The following is a 19,828-nucleotide window of genomic DNA, read 5'->3' on the forward strand; positions in this document are numbered from 1 at the left end:
CCCTTTCAAAATAAGACCGTTGTGTTATGATGTAGGTGTTATTGAAGGGAAGGAGGAGCAAAAAAATGAATACAACTGACCAATGGTGGAAAAAAAGCGTCGTTTATCAAATCTATCCGCGCAGCTTCCGTGATTCGAACGGGGATGGAATTGGAGACCTTCCGGGGATTATTGAAAAACTGGATTATCTAAAATTACTAGGTGTCGATATCATCTGGCTGAGTCCGATCTATGATTCGCCCAACGATGATAACGGCTATGATATCCGGAACTATCAGGAAATCATGAACGAATTTGGAACGATGGCTGATTTTGACCGGCTTCTTGAAGAAATTCATAAGCGGGATATGAAGTTAATGATGGACCTAGTCGTCAATCATACTTCTGATGAACATGAGTGGTTTGTCCAATCGAAACAATCTCAGGACAATCCTTATCGTGATTACTATATTTGGCGGAAAGGCAAGGACGGAAAAGAACCGAATAACTGGGGGTCTTTTTTCAGCGGCCCGGCCTGGGAATACGATGAGGCGACGAATGAATATTATTTGCACCTTTTTTCAAAAAAACAGCCCGACTTAAATTGGGAAAGCCCAAAGGTTCGCCAAGAGATTTACCAGATGATGAAGTTCTGGCTGGAAAAGGGTGTCGACGGCTTCCGGATGGATGTCATCAACATGATTTCCAAAGCTCCAGGGCTGCCGGATGGAGTGCAGCATAGCGGGCAATTATTTGGTGACGGCGCTCCTTATTTTATGAATGGCCCTAGAATTCATGAGTTTTTACAAGAAATGAATAAAGAAGTTTTGTCCCAGTACCCAACCATCTCAGTCGGGGAAATGCCTGGAACCACTCCGGAGGATGCAGTTCTCTATACGAATCCAAACCGCCGTGAAGTGAACATGATTTTTACGTTTGAGCATATGGACCTTGACAGCTCACCCGGTGGAAAGTGGAATCTCAAGCCTTTAAATCTCCTCGATTTAAAAGAAAACTTGGCGAAATGGCAAACAGCTATACATAACAGGGGCTGGAACAGCCTGTACTGGAACAATCACGATCAGCCTCGGATTGTCTCGCGTTTTGGCAATGACGAAGAATATCGGGTGGAATCAGCAAAAATGCTGGCCGCGTGCCTGCACTTTATGCAAGGAACACCTTATATTTACCAAGGCGAGGAAATCGGCATGACCAATGTGAAATTCAAATCTTTTGAAGATTACCGTGATATTGAGACAATTAATATGTACAAGGAACGGACATCTCAAGGATATTCCCATGAGGAAATCATGACCTCCATTTATGCAAAGGGAAGGGATAATGCCAGAACCCCAATACAATGGGATGATTCGGAACATGCAGGCTTCACCACAGGAACCCCTTGGATTAAGGTGAACCCGAGGTATCAAGAAGTAAATGTGAAGAATGCTCTAGATGATAAGAATTCTATTTTTTATTTTTATCAAAAATTAATCGCCTTAAGAAAGGAACTGGACATCATTGTCGAAGGTGATTTTCAATTGCTGCTTGAAGACCACCCCGAATTGTTTGCTTATGAACGTAAATGGAAAGAAGAATGCGTGATTGTTATTTGCAATTTTGGGGATAAGGACGTGGCTATAGAGAATGAACTTTTGACAAGAATTTCTGAATACAACGTCATTCTTTCAAATTACGAAGGCTTAAACATAGAAAAACTCCGGCCATTTGAAGTAGTCGTTTTAACACGCTAATTAACCAGGGGCCTGAACCCGAACTGTCCTGATAAAGAGTGGGGATCCAGGCTCTGAAAAAAATGTTTGCACATTTAGCCCAGAAGTGTTATTATGAATCTACCGATTAGTGCAAACGTTTTCACTAATTGCTACATAATGAGATAGGGGGTCTAAATAGACAAAGGCTGTTATACGCAGTTAAATTGAATTGTTGCCTGCTAGATTTATTATGTTTTTTTTCACTTTTGCGCAAACGATTTCGCAAAATAGTATTTTGATAGATGACAATTTCGACTTTCCTTTAACAAAGTAGTTAGATTTTTTACTATACGGAATTGTGCAAACGATTTCGCAAATCTTTAATAGAGTATTAGAAGTCGTATCTGTCAATACTACCTACATCTCTGTCAATATGGTAGCTGCGCAAAAGACGATGTACCAAAAATTATTATGCAAAGCATGGGGGTAAATGATGAACAAGAAAAAGTTATTTTCCGGCATAGGTGCAGGGGTTTTATCGCTAAGCCTTCTTTTAACTGGCTGTGGAAACGCTGATAAGGGCTCTTCCAACGAAAGTTCAAAAGGCAATGTGACAATTGATGTTTTCCAATTTAAGGTTGAATTTAAAAAGCAATTTGAAACAGTTGCTAAAAAATATGAGCAAGAACACAAGGGTGTAAAAATCAACATCACGACTGTTGGCGGCGGTGAAGATTATGGTGCGGCCCTTAAATCCAAATTTGCTTCCGGCAAAGAACCGGCCATCTATAACATTGGCGGTCCGCAGGACGTAGAAGATTGGCAGAAGAAACTTGCTGACCTTTCTGATACTGAAGCATCAAAAGCTGCCTTAAAAGGTACTCTTGACGGAGTATCAAAGGACGGAAAAATTCTTGGTTTACCGTACAACCAAGAGGGCTACGGTTTGATTTACAACAAAGCTGTATTTGAAAAAGCCGGCATTGATGCAAAATCAATCAAGAGTTATGCTGACCTAGAAAAAGCAGTTAAAACATTAGATTCCAAGAAAAAAGAACTTGGACTTGAAGCGGTATTTGCTCTTCCTGGTAAAGAAACTTGGGTAACTGGTCTTCACTTATCCAATGCTTTCCTTGCTCCGGAATTTGATAACAACGTATTAAACGCATATAACGCAAAAAAAGTTGACTTCAAATACGGCGATGCATTCAAGAAAGTGCTTGATCTGCAAAACGATTATTCTGTACAGCCAACTGTAAGCTTAGATTACTCTAAGCAGGTTGAAGAATTATTCTCCCTGCAAAAAGTAGCATTGATCCAGCAAGGTAACTGGGTATATGGCTCCATCGAAGGCATTGACAAGGAATTTGCCCAAAAAGGCATCGGCATCCTGCCAATCCCTGTTGAAGGATACAAAGAAGATGCGATTCCTGTAGGGATTCCAATGTACTGGGGCGTAAACAGCAACAAGGACAAAGCAACTGTTGCTGAAGCGAAGAAATTCCTAGACTGGTTATATACTTCTGACGAAGGTAAAGCAGCGGTTATCAACGATTTTAAATTTATCCCTGCTTATGATGGCTTTGATGCATCAAAAATCAGCGATCCGCTTTCAAAAGAAATTTATCAATATGCCCAAGATGGCAAAACAATCGGCTGGACATTCATGGGTTACCCAACTGGCTGGGGACAAAACGAGCTTGGCGTGCAAATCCAGAAATACTTGAGCAAAGAAGCTAAGTGGGAAGATGTTGTGAAAGCTACTCAAGCAGCCTGGGAGAAATCCAGAAATAAATAATCAATGAACGCTGAGGCGTTGTTCTAACACAAATTTATAATGGGTCCTTAACAAAAGGACCCATTATTGTTTGAGAGACAAGCGGCTGGTTCGTAAGGAAGCTTCCCCTTATCAATCAGCCCCTTTTCTCTCATTATAAAACGAGAGATAGAGATTATTGCTTGGAGGTTTTTTACCATGATGCGTACTCGGGATTTATCCTATTGGCTATTTTTAGCACCAGTTCTGTTGGCCTTATCTATGGTTGTGATCGTCCCGCTGGTATTTGGTATATATTATTCTTTTACTAATTGGAACGGAATCGAAGTAGGCAGTTTCGTTGGCCTTGAGAATTATTTGGCCATTTTGGATGATAAGGAATTTTTAGATTCCATGTGGTTTACCGTGAAATTTTCAGTGGTTTCCATTATTCTAATTAACCTTTTTGGCTTATCTTTAGCCCTTATTGTCACTTCAAAAATTAAATCCAATAAGTTCTTAAGAACGATTTTCTTTATGCCAAACTTAATTGGCGGCTTGATTCTTGGTTTTATCTGGCAGTTTATTTTCATTAAAGTATTTGCTGGAATTGGTTCAGTGTTTGGAATTCAAAGTTTAGAAGGCTGGCTTTCTACTACCCAAACAGGTTTCTGGGGACTTGTCATTTTAATGAGCTGGCAGATGTCCGGATACATCATGGTCATCTACATTGCCTATTTGGAAGGCGTGCCTGGTGAATTGATAGAAGCAGCAGAAATTGACGGAGCAAGTCCATTCCAACGTCTCCGCTACATTATTTTCCCATTAGTCGCACCTGCTTTTACAGTCAGCATGTTCCTGACTTTGTCCAATACGTTCAAGCTTTACGACCAAAACCTATCGCTTACTGGCGGAGGACCATATAACTCCACACAAATGGTGGCAATGGAAATTTTTAAAACGGCCTTTACTGAAAGTGAAATGGCGTATGCGCAGGCAAAAGCGGTTATTTTCTTTGTGATTGTTGCTGTCATTTCCTTAACACAGGTATACATCAATAAGAAGAGGGAGGTTGAAATGTAATGAGGAAAAATAAATGGCCCATTGAGATCCTAGGTATTATATTAGGTCTTATCTGGCTCTCTCCCTTCTACTTAATGATTGTGAACTCCTTTAAAACAAAGCGTGAAATGTTCGAGGATACGCTAAAGCTTCCGGCAGGCTTTAACTTCGATAACTATATCGAAGCCTTTACGGAGCTGAATTTTCTTCAAACTTTCATGAATTCCGTGTTGATTACAGTGGTTAGCGTACTGGTGATCATTGTTTTTTCATCGATGGCAGCATATGCTTTATCGCGGAATAAAAGTAAAATCAGTAGTTTTATATTCTTCCTGTTTGTTGCAGCAATGCTGATCCCGTTCCAATCAGTTATGATTCCATTGGTGACGATATTTGGGGAATTAGAAATGTTGAACCGGGCTGGCATTATCTTTATGTACCTCGGATTTGGCGCCAGTTTATCAATCTTTTTATATCATGGTACATTAAATAGCATTCCTAAATCATTGGATGAAGCAGCCACTATTGACGGAGCTAACCGATTCCAAATCTTTTGGTATATCATCTTCCCAATGTTAAAACCAATTACGGTTACCGTCGCGATTTTGAATACAATTTGGATTTGGAATGACTACCTGCTTCCATCCTTGGTTATTAACCAGGAAGGAATGGAGACGATTCCGCTCAAGATGTTCTTCTTCTTTGGAGAGTATACGAAGCAGTGGCATCTGGCCCTTGCCGGACTAACCATTGCGATTATTCCAGTCATCATTGCTTATTTCTTTGCCCAGCGTGAAATTATTAAAGGGATTTCCGAAGGTGCAGTTAAATAACAAATTTACTATATAATAGAATCAAACTTTATTGGCTTAGGGGGAAGCACTGTGGTAACGATTAAGGATGTAGCAAAGGCAGCTAATGTGGCGCCCTCAACGGTTTCTCGGGTGATAGCCAACAATCCGAGAATCAGTGAGAAGACTAAGAGGCGTGTGAAAGAGGTCATGGAGGAATTAGGATACTATCCTAATTTGCAAGCAAGAAGTCTGGCCGCCAAAAGCACCCAAACGATCGGTGTCATTATGCCGAACTCAGCCTATCATGCTTTCCGCAACCCGTTCTTCCCTGAAGTCTTACGAGGAATCAGCATGAATGCCCATGACAGCAGATACGGGATTTACCTTTCCACAGGTTCAACGGAGGAGGAAATTCACGAGGAAGTGCTGTCAATGGTAAATGGGAGAAGGGTCGATGGGATTGTCATGTTATATTCACGGGTCAATGATCGCACCATGCAGTACCTTTCGGAAATAGACTTCCCATTTACCGTAGTGGGCCGGCCAAGCACCTATGAAGAACGAATTACGTATGTTGACAACGATAATATTTTTATAACTAATCAGGTGACAAAATATTTGATTGACCTTGGTCATAAAAACATTGCCTTCGTGGGCGGGAATTTGGACTTTGTTGTCGCTCATGACCGTTTAAATGGTTATCGAATGGCTTTAACAGAAGCGGGTCTTCCCGTAAATGAAGCCTATTTGGTTCATGAAAGATTTGTTAATGAAAATGGACGGGATGCCATTCAATCTTTGATCAATTTGGAAGTGCAGCCAACTGCATTTGTCACCCAGGACGATTTAATGGCGTATGAAATCATCAGCCACTTGGATGCTTTGAACATTCGAGTGCCAGAAGATATTTCGATTATCAGCTTTAATAACCTTTCATTATCGGAGCACTCGAAGCCTCCATTAACGTCAGTGGATATCGGTACCTTTCAACTGGGCCAGGTGGCAACGCAATGTTTAATTGAAAAAATTGAGCATCCAGACACCCTGCCAAAACGAATTACAATCCCGACGAAGCTGATTGAACGAAAATCATGCGCCCCAAAAAGGTAAGTACTAACAATGGACTAACAAATAGAAAGTCAGTGAGGAAGATATGAGTAAATTATGGTGGAAAGAAGCGGTGGCCTATCAAATATACCCACGCAGCTTTATGGATTCGAATGGAGACGGGATTGGCGATATCCAGGGGATCATCACGAAGCTTGATTACCTTAAGGATTTAGGAATCGACGTTATCTGGGTCTGCCCAATGTTCGAGTCGCCAAATGATGATAACGGCTACGATATCAGCAATTATCAGGAAATCATGAAAGAGTTTGGAACGATGGCGGATTTTGATTTGCTTTTACAAGAAACTCACCGCCGAGGGATGAAGCTAATTCTTGATTTAGTCATCAACCACACGAGCGATGAACACCCATGGTTTGTTGAATCCCGCGCCTCTAAGGACGATCCGAAGCGCGACTGGTATATTTGGCGCGACGGTAAGGGCGGAAAGGAACCGAATAACTGGGAAAGCATTTTTTCCGGGCCTGCTTGGGAATATGATGAAACAACTGACCAATATTACATGCACCTTTTCTCAAAAAAACAGCCTGACCTTAATTGGGAAAACGAAGAGGTCCGCCATGCCCTCTATCAAACAGTAAATTGGTGGCTTGATAAAGGGATTGACGGCTTCCGCGTCGATGCCATCAGCCATATCAAAAAGGAAGCTGGCCTCCCCGACATGCCGAATCCAATGGGGCTTCCCTATGTTCCGTGCTTTGAAAAAATGATGAACGTGACCGGGATACACGATTTTCTTCAGGAATTAAAGGAAGAGACGTTCTCCAAATATGACATTATGACGGTTGGTGAAGCAAATGGTGTCACCGCTGATGATGCTAAGGACGTTGAGCTTTGGGTCGGGGAACAGCAGGGCAAATTCAACATGATTTTTCAATTCGAGCACCTTGCTCTTTGGGATGCTGAGGTAAAAAAAGGACTGGATATAGTAGAATTTAAGGATGTCCTGTCGCGCTGGCAGAAAGGGCTGGAAGGGAGCGGCTGGAATGCCCTTTTTATTGAAAACCACGACAAGGCCCGCGTAGTCTCCACCTGGGGAAATGATAAGGAATACTGGCGGGAAAGTGCCACTGCCTTTGCTGCGATTTATTTTCTGATGCAGGGGACGCCATTTATTTATCAAGGCCAGGAAATCGGCATGACTAACGTCCGCTTTGATTCCATTGAGGATTATGATGATGTTTCGGCAAAAAATATGTACCGCTTGAAACGGGCGGATGGTGTACCACATGAGGACATCATGGAGATAATCTGGGCGAGCGGCCGCGATAATTCCCGGACGCCGATGCAGTGGTCAAATGAAGTGAATGCTGGATTTAGCGTCGGAACTCCATGGCTAAAGGTCAATCCAAATTATCGCAAAATCAATGTGGCGGCACAGGAATACGACCAGGACTCCATATTGAATTTTTACAAAAAAATGATCCGTTTGAAAAAGGCCAATGAAGTGTTTACGTATGGCACGTATGATTTACTTTTGGCAAAAGACCCACAAATATTTGCCTACACCAGAACACTTGGCAAGGAAAAGGTGCTGGTAATTGCCAACCTTTCAGATAGTAAGGTAAAGGTAAAAGGAGTTAACTTTGAAAATAGCTCCTTGCTGCTTCATAATTATGAAGTTCCAAAAACGAGCGAACCAATTTTAAAGCCATATGAAACAAGGGTATATCGCTTGAAATAAAAAAAGACGATTCGACTTTGCGAATCGTCTTTTTTGCTAGAGTTTGTTAAGCAGTGGTATTAGGTTTTTCAGTCACAGCATGTTTCTTGGTCATTTTTCTGAAGAAAGGAACTACCCAGTAGTCTAAACCAAATCGTCCTGCGTTATAGCCGGCGGCTAGAATGATAAAGCCAAGGAAGATGTCAGTAGGGTTATGAGATACAGTTCCGGCTAAGAAGAAGGCGAAGTTCATCACAAGACCGAAGAACATAGCTGCAGTTGTCAAACATCCAAGCATCAATCCAAGACCAACCAACATTTCACCCCAAGGGACGATAAAGTTGAAGAGATCTACGTTTGGCAGGGCCACACCTTTTAAGAAATCTACATACCAGCCGTAAACAACAGCTCCATCTGGACCTTTTACAGGGTTTGCTGTCACTCCTTTTAAGAATCCTGCTGCATCGAAGCCGCCTGTTAATTTATGAAGACCTGCTGTGAACCAAGCGTAACCAAGGTATAAGCGGATAACAAGTAAGATGGCTGCGGAGACTTTGTTCTCCCTTAAGAATTTGTTAAACATAACTCATTCCACCTTTCAAAATTTATTTGTTTCTTTCTACTTCCAATATATAGAATTTTTCAGTAAAAAACATGGCTATAGTAATAAGTTCAAAGTTTGTTCGAAATGTTTTGACAGTTCCTTGAACGGTACAAAATTCAAAGTGGATGCCCGCATTTTTTACCATTGAAAACGCTGCCACTTCCGCTTTAACAACAATTGTAAAGTTAGATGTTTTTTGTTATTTTAAAATTAATGATTTTCGAAGCGAAAAAAGGGGAAAGAACGTTGAGGGAAATGAAATTGGCAAATTTTCGAATAAAGTGGATGATCATCATTTGTTTGCTTGTTTTTTCAGAGCTACTTGATTTAATTGTTTCTTTCAATTTTCCATCTATTAAACTATTTCACTTTACCACCATTGCGGTGATTGTATGTGCCATTCCTTTTCTCCTGGTCACTTTAAAGGAAATGGGGAAAAAATCAGTAGAATATGAAAAAAATGAACAAAAGTTAAAAAATATTTATGATTCCCTAGATGTAGCGATTTGGTCCCATGACCTCAAAACCAATCAGCTTTTCATTACCCAAGGGATTGAGAAATTGTATGGAGTATCGTTAGAAGACTTTTATCATGACCATGCTTTATGGAAAAAGGTCATTTTTTCGGATGATTTACCCATCATATCTGAACGTGAGCATAAAATAGCACTTGGGGAAACAGTTACAAGTGAGTATCGAATTATCCGGCCTAACGGTGAGGTGAGATGGATTTATGACAGGGGTTTCCCGACTTTGGATTCCAAAGGAAACTTTGTTTATTTTAGTAGTGTACTATTTGATATTACCGACCGGAAGGAAAGTGAGGACCGCTATCGCAGTTTAGTAGAAATGTCCCCTGACATCATCGCTGTTGTTAGTGAGGAGAAAATTGAATATATTAACGAGGCTGGATGGAGGCTGATGGGCGCAGCCTATCCGGAGCAACTAATTGGCAAGTCGCCATTAAATTATGTTCCCAATAACATTTTCCGGACAATTCGAAGGAGGGTTGGATCCTATGATAACCCTATTCAGGAAAGAGTAAGTTTCGAATTTCAGGTAAAACGGCTTGATGGTGAATTAATAGATGTCGAAATGGCTTCAAACCCAATTCTTTTCGAAGGCAGATTTGCTGTGCAAATTGTCGGCAGGGATATTACGGAAAGGAAAAGGGCAGAGCAAACGATTAAAACAATGGCTTACTATGACGCGTTAACCGGCTTGCCAAATCGAAACAGCTTTAAGGCCCACTTAACTGAGGCAGTAACAAATCACCAACACCAAAAACCGGCTGTGTTATTTTTAGACTTGGATCGCTTTAAGATTATTAACGATACGAAGGGCCATTCTATTGGGGATATAATCCTTCAAATGGCAGCAGGCAGACTGCAAGGTGCAGTTCAACAGAATGGGATTGTTTCGCGGCAGGGTGGAGATGAATTTATCATTTTACTAGAAGACACCGATAAGGAGCAAGTGACCTATATAGCCGAAAAAATCCTAACTGCCTTTTCAAAGCCCTTCTGCGTAAATAATCAGGAATTCTTTGTTTCAACAAGTATAGGAATTAGTCTTTATCCTGAAGATGGCGCTGATGAGGAAAGCTTAATAAAAAATGCCGATACCGCTATGTATAAGGCAAAAGAGCGCGGGAATAACTTTCAATTTTATTCATCTAGTTTAAATGGAATATCAGTCCGAAAGATGGAATTGGAAAATGGTCTGCGTAAAGCATTGGAATTCAACCAGCTGATGCTCTATTATCAGCCGCAATTTTCCTTGACAACCGGGGAGATTGTGGGAATGGAGGCATTAATCCGCTGGGATCACCCGGAACACGGCTTTGTTCCACCCTCTGAATTTATTCCGCTTGCTGAGGAGACGGGGCTGATTGTCCCAATTGGCAAGTGGGTTCTTAGGGAAGCCTGCAGACAAAGGAAGGATTGGAGCAAAGCGGGAAAAGCGGATTTTCCAATCGCTGTCAATGTATCGGTACGCCAGTTCGAAGATGACCATTTTATTGAATATACTGCAGCGGTTTTGGAAGAAATAGGACTCGATGCAGGGCTTCTTGAATTGGAAATCACGGAGAGCATCATGCAGAATCTGCAAAAATCGTCTTACATCCTTCATCAATTGGAGAGGATGGGAGTGCTTTTATCCATTGATGATTTCGGGACGGGTTATTCCTCGTTAAGCTATTTAAACCGTCTTCCCATTCATAAAATCAAAATCGATAAATCCTTTGTACAGGATGTACCTTTCCTTGCAAGTCAAGAAATGTTGGTAAAAACAATTATTGATATGGGGTTAAACCTGAATTATATAGTCATCGCAGAAGGCATTGAAACCGGACATCAATTGGAGTTCCTGCGGCAAAATGACTGTGCTGTCGGCCAAGGCTACCTATTTAGCAAACCATTACCGCCAGACGAGATTGAGATGTATCTTGAACGCAATAAAAGTGGTATCCGTTTTTAATGGGTACCACTTTTTTTTAGAAATACCTTATGCTGCCGCTCGGAAGGAATTTATATGAAGATGCCGATTAGGGTAAGTCATTGCCCCCATTTCATGTTAATAGATAAAGTGCAGCAGTCAGCAGGCTGAGCCTGAGTGGCTGGTGTAGTGAGGATGAAAGCTACACCTGATGGCGTAAACCTTGTGCCAACAGGAATGGTGAGTCCAATCGATTTAATGAGGCTGTCAACCTCGGCGTGCTTCCCCTGCTGGGCGGCGTTCATGATTTTGCGGGCAAATCCGACATCACTAAGCCGATCGAGCAGCAAGCTCCCCTGCCTCATTAAAACACGGAAAGTTTTGATGGATTGTTCAAAAATTTTCGTATTCACTGGCGGGTAGGCCCTTGGCGGAGGAAAGTGTATGGTGTAGGAAGGATAATACGTCATTGGCGGATTTACAGAATAATGAAAAGGGTTGTAATACATCATAACACTCCTTTTATAGCAAACAGCATAGCAGTATACGGTATGTTTAAGGCGGAAATTTGGTTCCTAGAGGCACAATCGTGATGCATATCACCGAAATGATTGTCCGTTTTTGTTAAATTGTAAATAGATTCAAAATTTTCCCTAAATTGGAGGGCGAAAGGTGACAATCAAACGGTTAGCATTTATTTGTATGCTTCTAACGTATTTCTTAATTGTGTTTGGCGGCTATGTGGCTTCCTCTAATTCCGGAATGGGCTGTGGGCCGGAATGGCCGTTATGTAATGGAGAAGTAGTGCCTGTCTTAAAAGGGGTAACCTTAATCGAGTTTGGTCATCGAATAATTGGTGCTTTGCTAGGGATTTTATCCCTTGTTCTATTTATTAAGCTTTTGAGGGCAAATAGGGGGCAGACGGTCGGATTGGCTGCTTTTTCAATGTTAGGGCTTCTTATTATTCAAATCCTGCTTGGTGCGATTGTTGTAGTCCGCGATTTGCCATCCATCATAATTACCATTCATCTCATCATCGCTTTTACTTTTCTTGTTTTCTTAATTTGGATTTGGAGATACCGAGGATTTCAAAATCAGGCTATTCAAGTTGACTTCATTACTGAAAAGACTCTAACTGCTACGATCCATCTGAACATATTACTCATTCTTTTGACATGTACAGTTGCCTTTGGAGCCTATATTAAACATGAATCGTTTGGTATGGCTTGCGGGTGGCTGGGCTGTCGGCAAACATTTTTTCCTTCAAGTACACCTGAGTTGCTGCAAACCCTCCACCGCGGTCTGGCTGGTATTTCCGCAGTTTACATCCTGCTTTTGACATACTGGTCTTTTTCAAAAAGATGGGGAAAGGGTCTGCAGAAACGCTTATTGTTGGGGACATTAACCGTCTTTTTTCAATTGATCATTGGTGCGGCGGTAATTGAAACTTCGATTTCCATCCCGTGGGCCGTCCTTCACCTTGCTATCGGAACTGCCCTATTTGCGATTGTCAGCGAGGCAAGGATTTATTTGGGGGAAAGAGCGGTTCCGGTTTCCGGCCTAAGAAAGCATAGACCGCATGGGGATCGGAAAAGTTTTGATTAATTCAGAGGGCGCTTGAAAAATGCCGATTTAAGCGCCCGCTCTTTTTAGAAACTATAAATGCTTTGCTTTTCCGCCATACACCGGTTTCTTCTTCTGCTGCGACTGATGAAGGAATTCCTCGAGCGCCCCAGAGCCAAATAACACCCCAAATAAAATAAGAAGGAATCCAAGGATTTGCGCAACGGATATATTTTCTCCAAGAATCGTCACCGCGCTGACTAAGGTAAAGAAGGGCTCAAAGTTGATGAAGATGGCTGCTTCCGTTACGCCAACCTTGCTTACAGCATAATTGTAAATCATATGACCAATCGCAGTGGCGAATACGGCAGAAGCGAGAAAAATCATCCAAATACCGAAGGACCCGTTAGATAATTCCTTTAACCCGCCTGGTTCCATAAATAAACTAATGAAAAATAAAACAATCGACCCAAAAAGCATCATGTATCCAGTCAATAAGCGGGGATCCAACGTATCGGAAACTTTCTTTATCAGCACAAAACTATATGCCTGTGTAAGAATCGATAAAAAGATGTACAGATCGCCAAGGGAAATGCTGCTTAGGGACAAACCGCCTTGTCCTGCCGTTACAATAAAGGTAACCCCAGTAAAGCCTAAGATGATTCCCAAAAATTTTACTAACGTTACCCTGCTCTTTAAAAAGATAAACGCCAGAATGGCTGACAAGAGCGGACCAAGCCCAAGAATGAGCCCTCCGTTTGTGGCAGTGGTTTTGCTTAAACCAATCGACAAAAAGAAATGATGACAGACCACGTTAAAAAATCCAGCCACAGCGATATAACGGAGTTCCTTTCTAGTCGGTATCCGGACCTTCTTTAAAAAGGCTAGGATAGTAAAGACAGATATTGCTGCAGTGAAAATCCGTAATGACGTGATCGTAACGATAGGAAAATTCGAAACAATTACTTTAATACCGACAACATTAAATCCCCAAACTGCCATTACCATAACGAGCAGCAAATACATCTGGAATTTTTGCGCTTTTGCCATATCTCCACTTCTTTCTTATTCCATAAAATATAATGGCAATATTATACAACAGTGGAAGTCTTTTTTGTTCAGCTTTTTTTCGATTAACGAAAGATATTACATTCCCAAATTATAAAATTGTGTTATTCTTTTGAATGGGGGTGGTTAGGGTGACAGTGAAAAAAATTACAGCTAAAGAGCTGCATGAAAGATTACAAGGACAAGAAAATGTTATGATTTTGGATGTCCGGGCAAACGAGAAATACAATGAGTTTCACATAGAAGATTCCCATGTTGAAAGCTGCAACATTCCAAAAACAGAAATATTTGAACTTGAAGAAAATAAGGACAAACAGCTTACCTTACCTAAAGACAGAGAGGTCATTGTTACCTGCACGACCGGGAATTCGGCAGCGAAGTGCGCGAATATCCTTGAACGAGAAAATTATCAGGTCACGCTATTGGAAGGCGGCGTCACAGCCTGGAGGGACTTTTTAAAGTCACTTGAAGATTAAAAAAGGGAGCGATCCTTTATGCTGCAAAAATTGAATAAAAAACTAGAGAAAATTATGCCATTTATAACCCCGGTTAGTGTTATAACCGGGGTTATCTTAAGTGCTTATATAAAGGATTTGTCCTTTTTAATCCCGTGGATTTTCGCCTTTATGACATTTGCCGGAAGCTTAAATTCCAATTTCAAATCGTTGAAAGACGCGATGCTTCATCCTTTTCCAATTTTTATAGCAATGCTGATTCTCCATATTCTCATGCCGCTGTTTGCGTGGGGAGTGGGGCATATCACTTTCCCGAATGATGCCTATACCATTACGGGTTTAATTTTAGGGATGGTCATTCCAACAGGCATTACGAGCTTTGTTTGGGTTTCCATTTATAAAGGAAATATTCCGCTTGTGTTATCCATTATTTTAATCGACACCTTGTTATCACCAATCATTGTTCCATATTCTCTCTCAGTTTTTATGGGACAAAAAATTGAAATGGATTATGTCGATATCATGAAAGGATTATTGGGAATGATTGTGATCCCATCCATTATCGGAATGCTGTTAAACCAGTGGACAAAAGGAAAAATAAATCAACAATTAGGGGTAAAGCTTGCCCCATTTTCAAAAATCAGTATGGGTATTGTTGTGATGCTGAATGGAGCGGTTGTTGCTCCCTATCTTAGAAATATTGACCTTAAACTAATCGGTATCATGGTTACAGTCTTTGTTATTGCACTGTGCGGATATTTGCTTTCTTTTTTCCTGGGGAGGATTTTGATTGGCGATCGGAATACGGCCATCACCTTGACCTTTTCAGGGGGAATGAGAAATATTAGTGCCGGGGCTGTCATCAGCGTCACTTATTTCCCGCCGGCGGTGGCCGTTCCGGTAGTGGTAGGGATGCTTTTCCAACAAATATTAGCGTCTTTAAATGGACATTTTATCGCAAAATACTACCAAAAAGGCGCGGAAAAGCAGGATTCAGTTGCTGTCTAGAAAGAAGGAAATTTTATCATGAAGGAACAAACAATAAAGGATAGCGGATTGATTACTAGTGTCCAGGGAATTCAGTGGGCTGTTTTTATGTTAACGAACGTAATTGCAGTGCCGGTCGTTGTTGGAGCAGCCTTTCATATGGCACCGGCTGAAATCGCTGACTTTATGCAGCGCATGCTGTTTGTAACCGGAATCGCTACCTTAATTCAGATTTTTTTCGGCCATCGTCTTCCCCTCGTGGAAGGGGCAGCAGGAATGTGGTGGGCCATCTTTATCCTGCTCGGTACTATGAGTGTCCCAGCAAATCAAGGAAATGTGCTCCAACAATTAGAAATGGGGCTAATCATCGCCGGAATATTGTTGGCTATAATCGGGTTTTTGCCGATTATTGAAAATATACGCCTCCTCTTTACACCAATTGTGACGGGTGTTTACTTAATTCTCCTAGTCAGTCAATTGAGTGGTTCGTTTTTAAAAAGCATGCTTGGCTTCACCGCTACCGGCCATTTAAACGGGAAAATTGCACTTATTTGTTTCCTAGTTGTTGTCATTATTTTATTCATATCATTAAAAACAACTGGCATTTTAAGAAGTTTAGGTCCGTTAGCTGGGATTATTGTTGGCTGGGCCATGTTTCATTTCTTTGGTTTGGGTGATACAAAACAAGCTTATGAACCCACCAAATGGTTCAGCATTCCTGAATTTTTTTCTTGGGGAACCCCGAAGTTTGATATTGGGATTGCCTTAACCACGATTCTTACTTCGGTCGTCCTCATCTCCAACGTAATCTCCAGCGTTTTGGTAGTGGGACTGGCCTTAGAAAAAAGGGTAAAGCCTACTCAGTATCAGAAGGGGATTTTTGGGAATGGAGTTGGTTTAATCTTCTCCGGTCTCTTTTCCGTAGTGGGCGTCATCCCGCTGGCTATTTCTGCTGGATTCATTATGACCACTGGCATTAAAAAATTGCTACCGCTCATTATAGGAGCGGTGTTAATCACAGCGTCAGGATTTTTTCCGTATATAGGAGGGTTTTTAGCAACACTGCCATTAGAAGTTGCCTATGCATCCCTTTTTACAATGTTTACACAATTGCTAGGGTTTGGTATCCGCGATTTAATGGGGCAGGAGCCGACGGGACGGAACCTGATGGTGATTGGGATTTCTTTAATGACAGGAATTGGGATCATGTTTTTACCGCCAGAAGCCTTTGAAAATATCGCTCCATGGCTGCGGAACATTGTGTCCAACGGACTGCTCGTCGGCCTCATTTTATGTTTTGTGTTAGAGCATGTTATATTTCGAAAAAGGAAAATCGAGCAGACAGCGTAATCCCTTCTGATTTGTGGAAGGGATTTTTTATATGCATTTTTGGGGAAAGTATTAAGGAACTTTTGTGTTGACATGAAACCAAATGGTTTTATATAATTGTAAATGTGAAACCAAAAGGTTGTATATTTTTTGAGAAAGCAGGCGAATTATAATGGTAAATACACTAGAAGATATCAAGAAATCGATTGTCATCGAAGCACCAATAGAAAAAGTATGGGAGCATGTTTCTACGGCTGAAGCGATTGGGGAATGGTTCATGCCAAACGACTTCAAACCGGAAGTGGGTCATGAATTTCACTTGCAATCTCCATTTGGTCCATCTCCTTGTAAAGTAACCGAATTTGATCCGCCCAATCGTCTGTCATTTAAATGGGATACAGAAGGCTGGTTTGCATCCTTTATTTTGAAAGACTTAGGCGAGAAAACAGAGTTTACGTTAATTCATGGCGGTTGGAAGCCTGCTGATGAAGTCATTGGTAAAGCCGGTCAAAAATCTAGTGTCATTCGTGAACACATGTCTGGCGGCTGGAATGGCATTATCGAAAAATTAAAAAGGATTGTGGAGGGCTAAGTGTCTGCAGCAGCACAAAAGCATGATGTGTTTCAGGCAATTGCTGACCCTACCAGGAGAGAAGTGCTAAAGCTTCTCTCTGAAAAAGAATTGCCAATTTCGGAAATCACATCGCATTTTTCGATAAGCCGGACGGCTATTGCCAAGCATTTGAAAATCCTTTCCGAGGCGGAATTGGTCAGCGGACGAAAGGAAGGCCGTGAAAAAATTTACCGGCTCCATCCTGAACCGCTCTCGGAGCTAAAGCAGTTCTATGACCAATTCTGGAACAATAGGCTTTCTGTGTTGAAACATATCGTGGAAACGGGCAGGGAAAACAGCGGCCTAAAAGTGATTCAATCAGAGACAGAAAAAAAAGAACCTTAGAACGGGTTCTTTTTTTTCGTAAACATTGTGGCTATAAGATTGCTTCCCAATTTGGTAATTTTCCCATTATCCTTGGGTAACTATTGATTACCGAACCTGCGAAATGTTTTCGGTTTCGGGCATCTATACCCTTTATTGATTACCGAACCTGCGAAATGATTTCGGTTTCGGTCACCCATATCCTTTATTGGTTACCGAACCTGTGGAATGTTTTCAGTTTTGGTCACCCATATCTTTTATTGGTTACCGAACCTGTGGAATGTTTTCAGTTTTGGTCACCCATATCTTTTATTGGTTACCGAACCTGTGGAATGTTTTCAGTTTTGGTCACCCATATCCTTTATTGGTTACCGAACCTGAGAAATGTTTTCAGTTTCGGTCACTCATACCCTTTATTGATTACCGAACCTGCGAAATGATTTCGTTTTCGGTCATTCATATCCTTTATTGGTTACCCAACTGGAGGATTATTCTTGGAAATGGGTACCATTTTTAACCTGCATCAATAGAAATATGCTGAAACTTGGAAACCTGAAACAAGCCCATGTCGGTAAGCTTTAATTCGGGTATGACCGGCAGTGTTAAAAAGGATAAAGTTAAAAATGGATTAAACGTGAGATTAGCTCCCAACTGCTTTAGTGCAAGATGGATCTCGTTCAGGTTGGTGTAAACCTCTTGATAGGGGCGGTCCGACATCAATCCTGCAATCGAAAGTTTTAATGATGCAAGAATTTGGCCGTGTTTTATGACCACCATACCGCCTTGCATTTCTTTGATCGTTTTGGCGGCCATCACCATATCATGATCGTTTGTGCCGGCAATCACAAGATTATGGGAATCATGGGCGATTGTAGTCGCTATGGCACCGGATTTCAGCCCCAGACCTTTGACAATTCCCAAACCGATAAAACCAGTCTGATGATGGCGTTCAATCACGGCCAATTTTAGCTGGTCCATATCCAAAGAGCATTGAAAGAAACCGGACTCATTTGTTTCCACTTGTTCAACGATATGACGTGTCACCAGGCTATTTGGAATGATTTCGATGATGTTTGCCTTGTGGGATTGAACCGGAATTTGAAATTCATCCTCGGAAATTTCATGGAAACGAACGGTTTGGGTTAAAGAGCTTGGGAGTTCCGGCTGGCTGCTTTCTGGAAAGTGTACAATGGCTCCTTTTTTGACAACAGCTGTCCCGTCCTTATAAACATCGGCAATTTTAATCGTTTCAAGATCTTCCAAGATGATGAAATCTGCTTTATATCCGGGGGCGATAGCCCCTTTTTCCTCAAGTCCAAAACATTCTGCTGCGTTGATCGTTGCCATTTGAATAGCGGTTATTGGTGAGATGCCCGATGCGACCGCCAGCCTAACATTGTGATCGATGCTTCCTTCATGAAGCAGGTCGTCAAGATGTTTATCATCTGTCACGAATAAGCAGCGGCGGGCATTGCACTCATTTACGACGGGAATCAATTGATGTAAATCCTTGGCCACAGTCCCTTCGCGGATCATGACATACATCCCCCGCTTGAGACGTTCCTTTGCTTCGGCTGCGTTTGTACATTCGTGATCGGTTCGGATGCCGGCAGCCATGTACACATTTATATCATTTGCGGAAAGACCGGCAGCATGGCCATCAATTTTTTTCCCAAAGGCTTTGGAAGTAGCAATCTTTTCGAGCATATCCTTGTCACAGTTAAGGACTGCAGGAAAATTCATGACTTCAGCCAATCCTAGAACCTTTGGCTGCTGAAAAAAAGGTTTTAAATGTTCGGCATTTAAAACAGCACCGGAATGTTCGAACTCAGTCGCAGGGACGCAGGAAGGGAGCATAAAGTAAAAGTCAAACGGCAGGTTTTCGGAAGCATCGAGCATATATTGGATTCCTTCGGTACCGAGAACGTTGGCAATTTCATGTGGATCTGCGATAACAGTCGTTACACCATGCAAAAGAAGAACTTTGGCAAATTCGGAAGGTGTGACGATGGATGACTCGATATGAACATGTCCATCGATGAAGGCTGGAGTTAAATAAGCCCCATTCGCATCAATCACCTGTTTCCCCTCATATGTGCCAATGCCCGCAAAGTAACCATCCGCAATCGCAATGTCCCCTTCAATCATTTCCCCATTAAAAACATCGATAATTTTTGCGTTTTTAATAACTGTATCCGCTGGTTCTTTACCGGATGCAACCGAGATTCTTCTTGCCAATTGTTGTCTTTCCATGCGCACCATCCCCCCTGAACTCTATATCTGACATATATTCTTTCCATACTAGTATTCTGTTAGTGTACGTAATTATTACAAGGTGGGATAAAGTCC

The 19,828-nt window shown here is 41.6% G+C and carries 17 protein-coding genes; 13 read left to right on the plus strand and 4 right to left on the minus strand.

The window, feature by feature from the left end:
* The first annotated feature begins 65 nt into the window (after positions 1 to 65).
* The 6 genes from ACZ5B7_RS05395 to ACZ5B7_RS05420 all read left to right on the plus strand — a co-directional run bounded on the left by ACZ5B7_RS05395 (position 66) and on the right by ACZ5B7_RS05420 (position 8,118).
* The gene (locus ACZ5B7_RS05395; protein WP_464492984.1) at positions 66 to 1,733 is read left to right on the plus strand and encodes a glycoside hydrolase family 13 protein; all 1,668 of its coding nucleotides are present in this window, start codon (positions 66 to 68) and stop codon (positions 1,731 to 1,733) included.
* Between the two features lie 454 nt (positions 1,734 to 2,187).
* Positions 2,188 to 3,492, plus strand: coding sequence for an ABC transporter substrate-binding protein (locus ACZ5B7_RS05400; RefSeq protein WP_213146748.1), 1,305 nt, complete (start codon positions 2,188 to 2,190; stop codon positions 3,490 to 3,492).
* A gap of 180 nt (positions 3,493 to 3,672) precedes the next feature.
* A complete protein-coding gene (locus ACZ5B7_RS05405) occupies positions 3,673 to 4,533 on the plus strand; it encodes a carbohydrate ABC transporter permease (RefSeq protein ID WP_213146749.1) in 861 nt (286 codons plus the stop codon).
* A complete protein-coding gene (locus tag ACZ5B7_RS05410; protein ID WP_464492985.1) occupies positions 4,533 to 5,345 on the plus strand; it encodes a carbohydrate ABC transporter permease in 813 nt (270 codons plus the stop codon). Before ACZ5B7_RS05405 ends, ACZ5B7_RS05410 begins: the two co-directional genes overlap by 1 nt.
* Before the next feature lie 51 nt (positions 5,346 to 5,396).
* Positions 5,397 to 6,416: a LacI family DNA-binding transcriptional regulator gene (locus ACZ5B7_RS05415; RefSeq protein ID WP_464492986.1), complete on the plus strand. Its 1,020-nt coding sequence runs from the start codon at positions 5,397 to 5,399 to the stop codon at positions 6,414 to 6,416.
* Between the two features lie 43 nt (positions 6,417 to 6,459).
* On the plus strand, positions 6,460 to 8,118 hold the full coding sequence (locus ACZ5B7_RS05420; RefSeq protein ID WP_464492987.1) for a glycoside hydrolase family 13 protein: 1,659 nt from the start codon (positions 6,460 to 6,462) through the stop codon (positions 8,116 to 8,118).
* Positions 8,119 to 8,164: 46 nt separating this feature from the next.
* On the opposite strand, the gene ACZ5B7_RS05425 is transcribed toward ACZ5B7_RS05420, so the two are convergent.
* Entirely contained in the window at positions 8,165 to 8,680 is a 516-nt protein-coding gene (locus ACZ5B7_RS05425) for a DoxX family membrane protein (RefSeq protein WP_464492988.1), read from the minus strand.
* 276 nt (positions 8,681 to 8,956) lie between these two features.
* Between ACZ5B7_RS05425 and ACZ5B7_RS05430 the strand changes: the two genes are divergently transcribed.
* Entirely contained in the window at positions 8,957 to 11,182 is a 2,226-nt protein-coding gene (locus tag ACZ5B7_RS05430) for a bifunctional diguanylate cyclase/phosphodiesterase (RefSeq protein WP_464494439.1), read from the plus strand.
* 77 nt (positions 11,183 to 11,259) lie between these two features.
* On the opposite strand, the gene ACZ5B7_RS05435 is transcribed toward ACZ5B7_RS05430, so the two are convergent.
* Positions 11,260 to 11,553: a hypothetical protein gene (locus tag ACZ5B7_RS05435; RefSeq protein WP_464492989.1), complete on the minus strand. Its 294-nt coding sequence runs from the start codon at positions 11,551 to 11,553 to the stop codon at positions 11,260 to 11,262.
* 259 nt (positions 11,554 to 11,812) lie between these two features.
* Between ACZ5B7_RS05435 and ACZ5B7_RS05440 the strand changes: the two genes are divergently transcribed.
* A complete protein-coding gene (locus tag ACZ5B7_RS05440; protein WP_464492990.1) occupies positions 11,813 to 12,745 on the plus strand; it encodes a COX15/CtaA family protein in 933 nt (310 codons plus the stop codon).
* A 51-nt stretch (positions 12,746 to 12,796) separates the two neighbouring features.
* Here the strand turns inward: ACZ5B7_RS05440 and ACZ5B7_RS05445 are convergent, their stop codons facing one another.
* Positions 12,797 to 13,753, minus strand: coding sequence for a DMT family transporter (locus ACZ5B7_RS05445; protein WP_464492991.1), 957 nt, complete (start codon positions 13,751 to 13,753; stop codon positions 12,797 to 12,799).
* Between the two features lie 149 nt (positions 13,754 to 13,902).
* On the opposite strand from ACZ5B7_RS05445, the gene ACZ5B7_RS05450 reads away from it, so the two are divergent.
* The 5 genes from ACZ5B7_RS05450 (at position 13,903) to ACZ5B7_RS05470 (ending at position 17,500) form a co-directional block, all read left to right on the plus strand.
* Positions 13,903 to 14,247 (plus strand): rhodanese-like domain-containing protein, encoded by a 345-nt coding sequence (locus tag ACZ5B7_RS05450; RefSeq protein ID WP_464492992.1) that lies wholly within the window; start codon positions 13,903 to 13,905, stop codon positions 14,245 to 14,247.
* Between the two features lie 18 nt (positions 14,248 to 14,265).
* Entirely contained in the window at positions 14,266 to 15,234 is a 969-nt protein-coding gene (locus tag ACZ5B7_RS05455; protein ID WP_464492993.1) for a bile acid:sodium symporter family protein, read from the plus strand.
* Positions 15,235 to 15,252: 18 nt separating this feature from the next.
* Entirely contained in the window at positions 15,253 to 16,563 is a 1,311-nt protein-coding gene (locus ACZ5B7_RS05460) for a purine/pyrimidine permease (RefSeq protein ID WP_464492994.1), read from the plus strand.
* A 151-nt stretch (positions 16,564 to 16,714) separates the two neighbouring features.
* Positions 16,715 to 17,134 carry an SRPBCC family protein gene (locus ACZ5B7_RS05465; RefSeq protein ID WP_464492995.1) on the plus strand — a complete coding sequence of 140 codons (420 nt, stop codon included), beginning with the start codon at positions 16,715 to 16,717 and terminating at the stop codon, positions 17,132 to 17,134.
* A complete protein-coding gene (locus ACZ5B7_RS05470) occupies positions 17,135 to 17,500 on the plus strand; it encodes an ArsR/SmtB family transcription factor (protein ID WP_213146463.1) in 366 nt (121 codons plus the stop codon).
* Between the two features lie 492 nt (positions 17,501 to 17,992).
* On the opposite strand, the gene ade is transcribed toward ACZ5B7_RS05470, so the two are convergent.
* Entirely contained in the window at positions 17,993 to 19,738 is a 1,746-nt protein-coding gene (ade, locus tag ACZ5B7_RS05475) for an adenine deaminase (protein WP_464494440.1), read from the minus strand.
* Positions 19,739 to 19,828 lie beyond the last annotated feature (90 nt).

The organism is Neobacillus sp. S1115 (assembly GCF_055385565.1).

What these genes read in the sequence shown, in the direction of transcription:
- ACZ5B7_RS05410 (WP_464492985.1), top strand. Translation starts at nt 4,533, where the DNA reads ATGAGGAAAAATAAATGGCCCATTGAGATCCTAGGTATTATATTAGGT.
- ACZ5B7_RS05400 (WP_213146748.1), top strand. Translation starts at nt 2,188, where the DNA reads ATGAACAAGAAAAAGTTATTTTCCGGCATAGGTGCAGGGGTTTTATCG.
- ACZ5B7_RS05430 (WP_464494439.1), top strand. Translation starts at nt 8,957, where the DNA reads ATGAAATTGGCAAATTTTCGAATAAAGTGGATGATCATCATTTGTTTG.
- ACZ5B7_RS05445 (WP_464492991.1), bottom strand. Translation starts at nt 13,753, where the DNA reads ATGGCAAAAGCGCAAAAATTCCAGATGTATTTGCTGCTCGTTATGGTA.
- ACZ5B7_RS05465 (WP_464492995.1), top strand. Translation starts at nt 16,715, where the DNA reads ATGGTAAATACACTAGAAGATATCAAGAAATCGATTGTCATCGAAGCA.
- ACZ5B7_RS05425 (WP_464492988.1), bottom strand. Translation starts at nt 8,680, where the DNA reads ATGTTTAACAAATTCTTAAGGGAGAACAAAGTCTCCGCAGCCATCTTA.
- ACZ5B7_RS05395 (WP_464492984.1), top strand. Translation starts at nt 66, where the DNA reads ATGAATACAACTGACCAATGGTGGAAAAAAAGCGTCGTTTATCAAATC.
- ACZ5B7_RS05455 (WP_464492993.1), top strand. Translation starts at nt 14,266, where the DNA reads ATGCTGCAAAAATTGAATAAAAAACTAGAGAAAATTATGCCATTTATA.
- ACZ5B7_RS05405 (WP_213146749.1), top strand. Translation starts at nt 3,673, where the DNA reads ATGCGTACTCGGGATTTATCCTATTGGCTATTTTTAGCACCAGTTCTG.
- ACZ5B7_RS05460 (WP_464492994.1), top strand. Translation starts at nt 15,253, where the DNA reads ATGAAGGAACAAACAATAAAGGATAGCGGATTGATTACTAGTGTCCAG.
- ACZ5B7_RS05420 (WP_464492987.1), top strand. Translation starts at nt 6,460, where the DNA reads ATGAGTAAATTATGGTGGAAAGAAGCGGTGGCCTATCAAATATACCCA.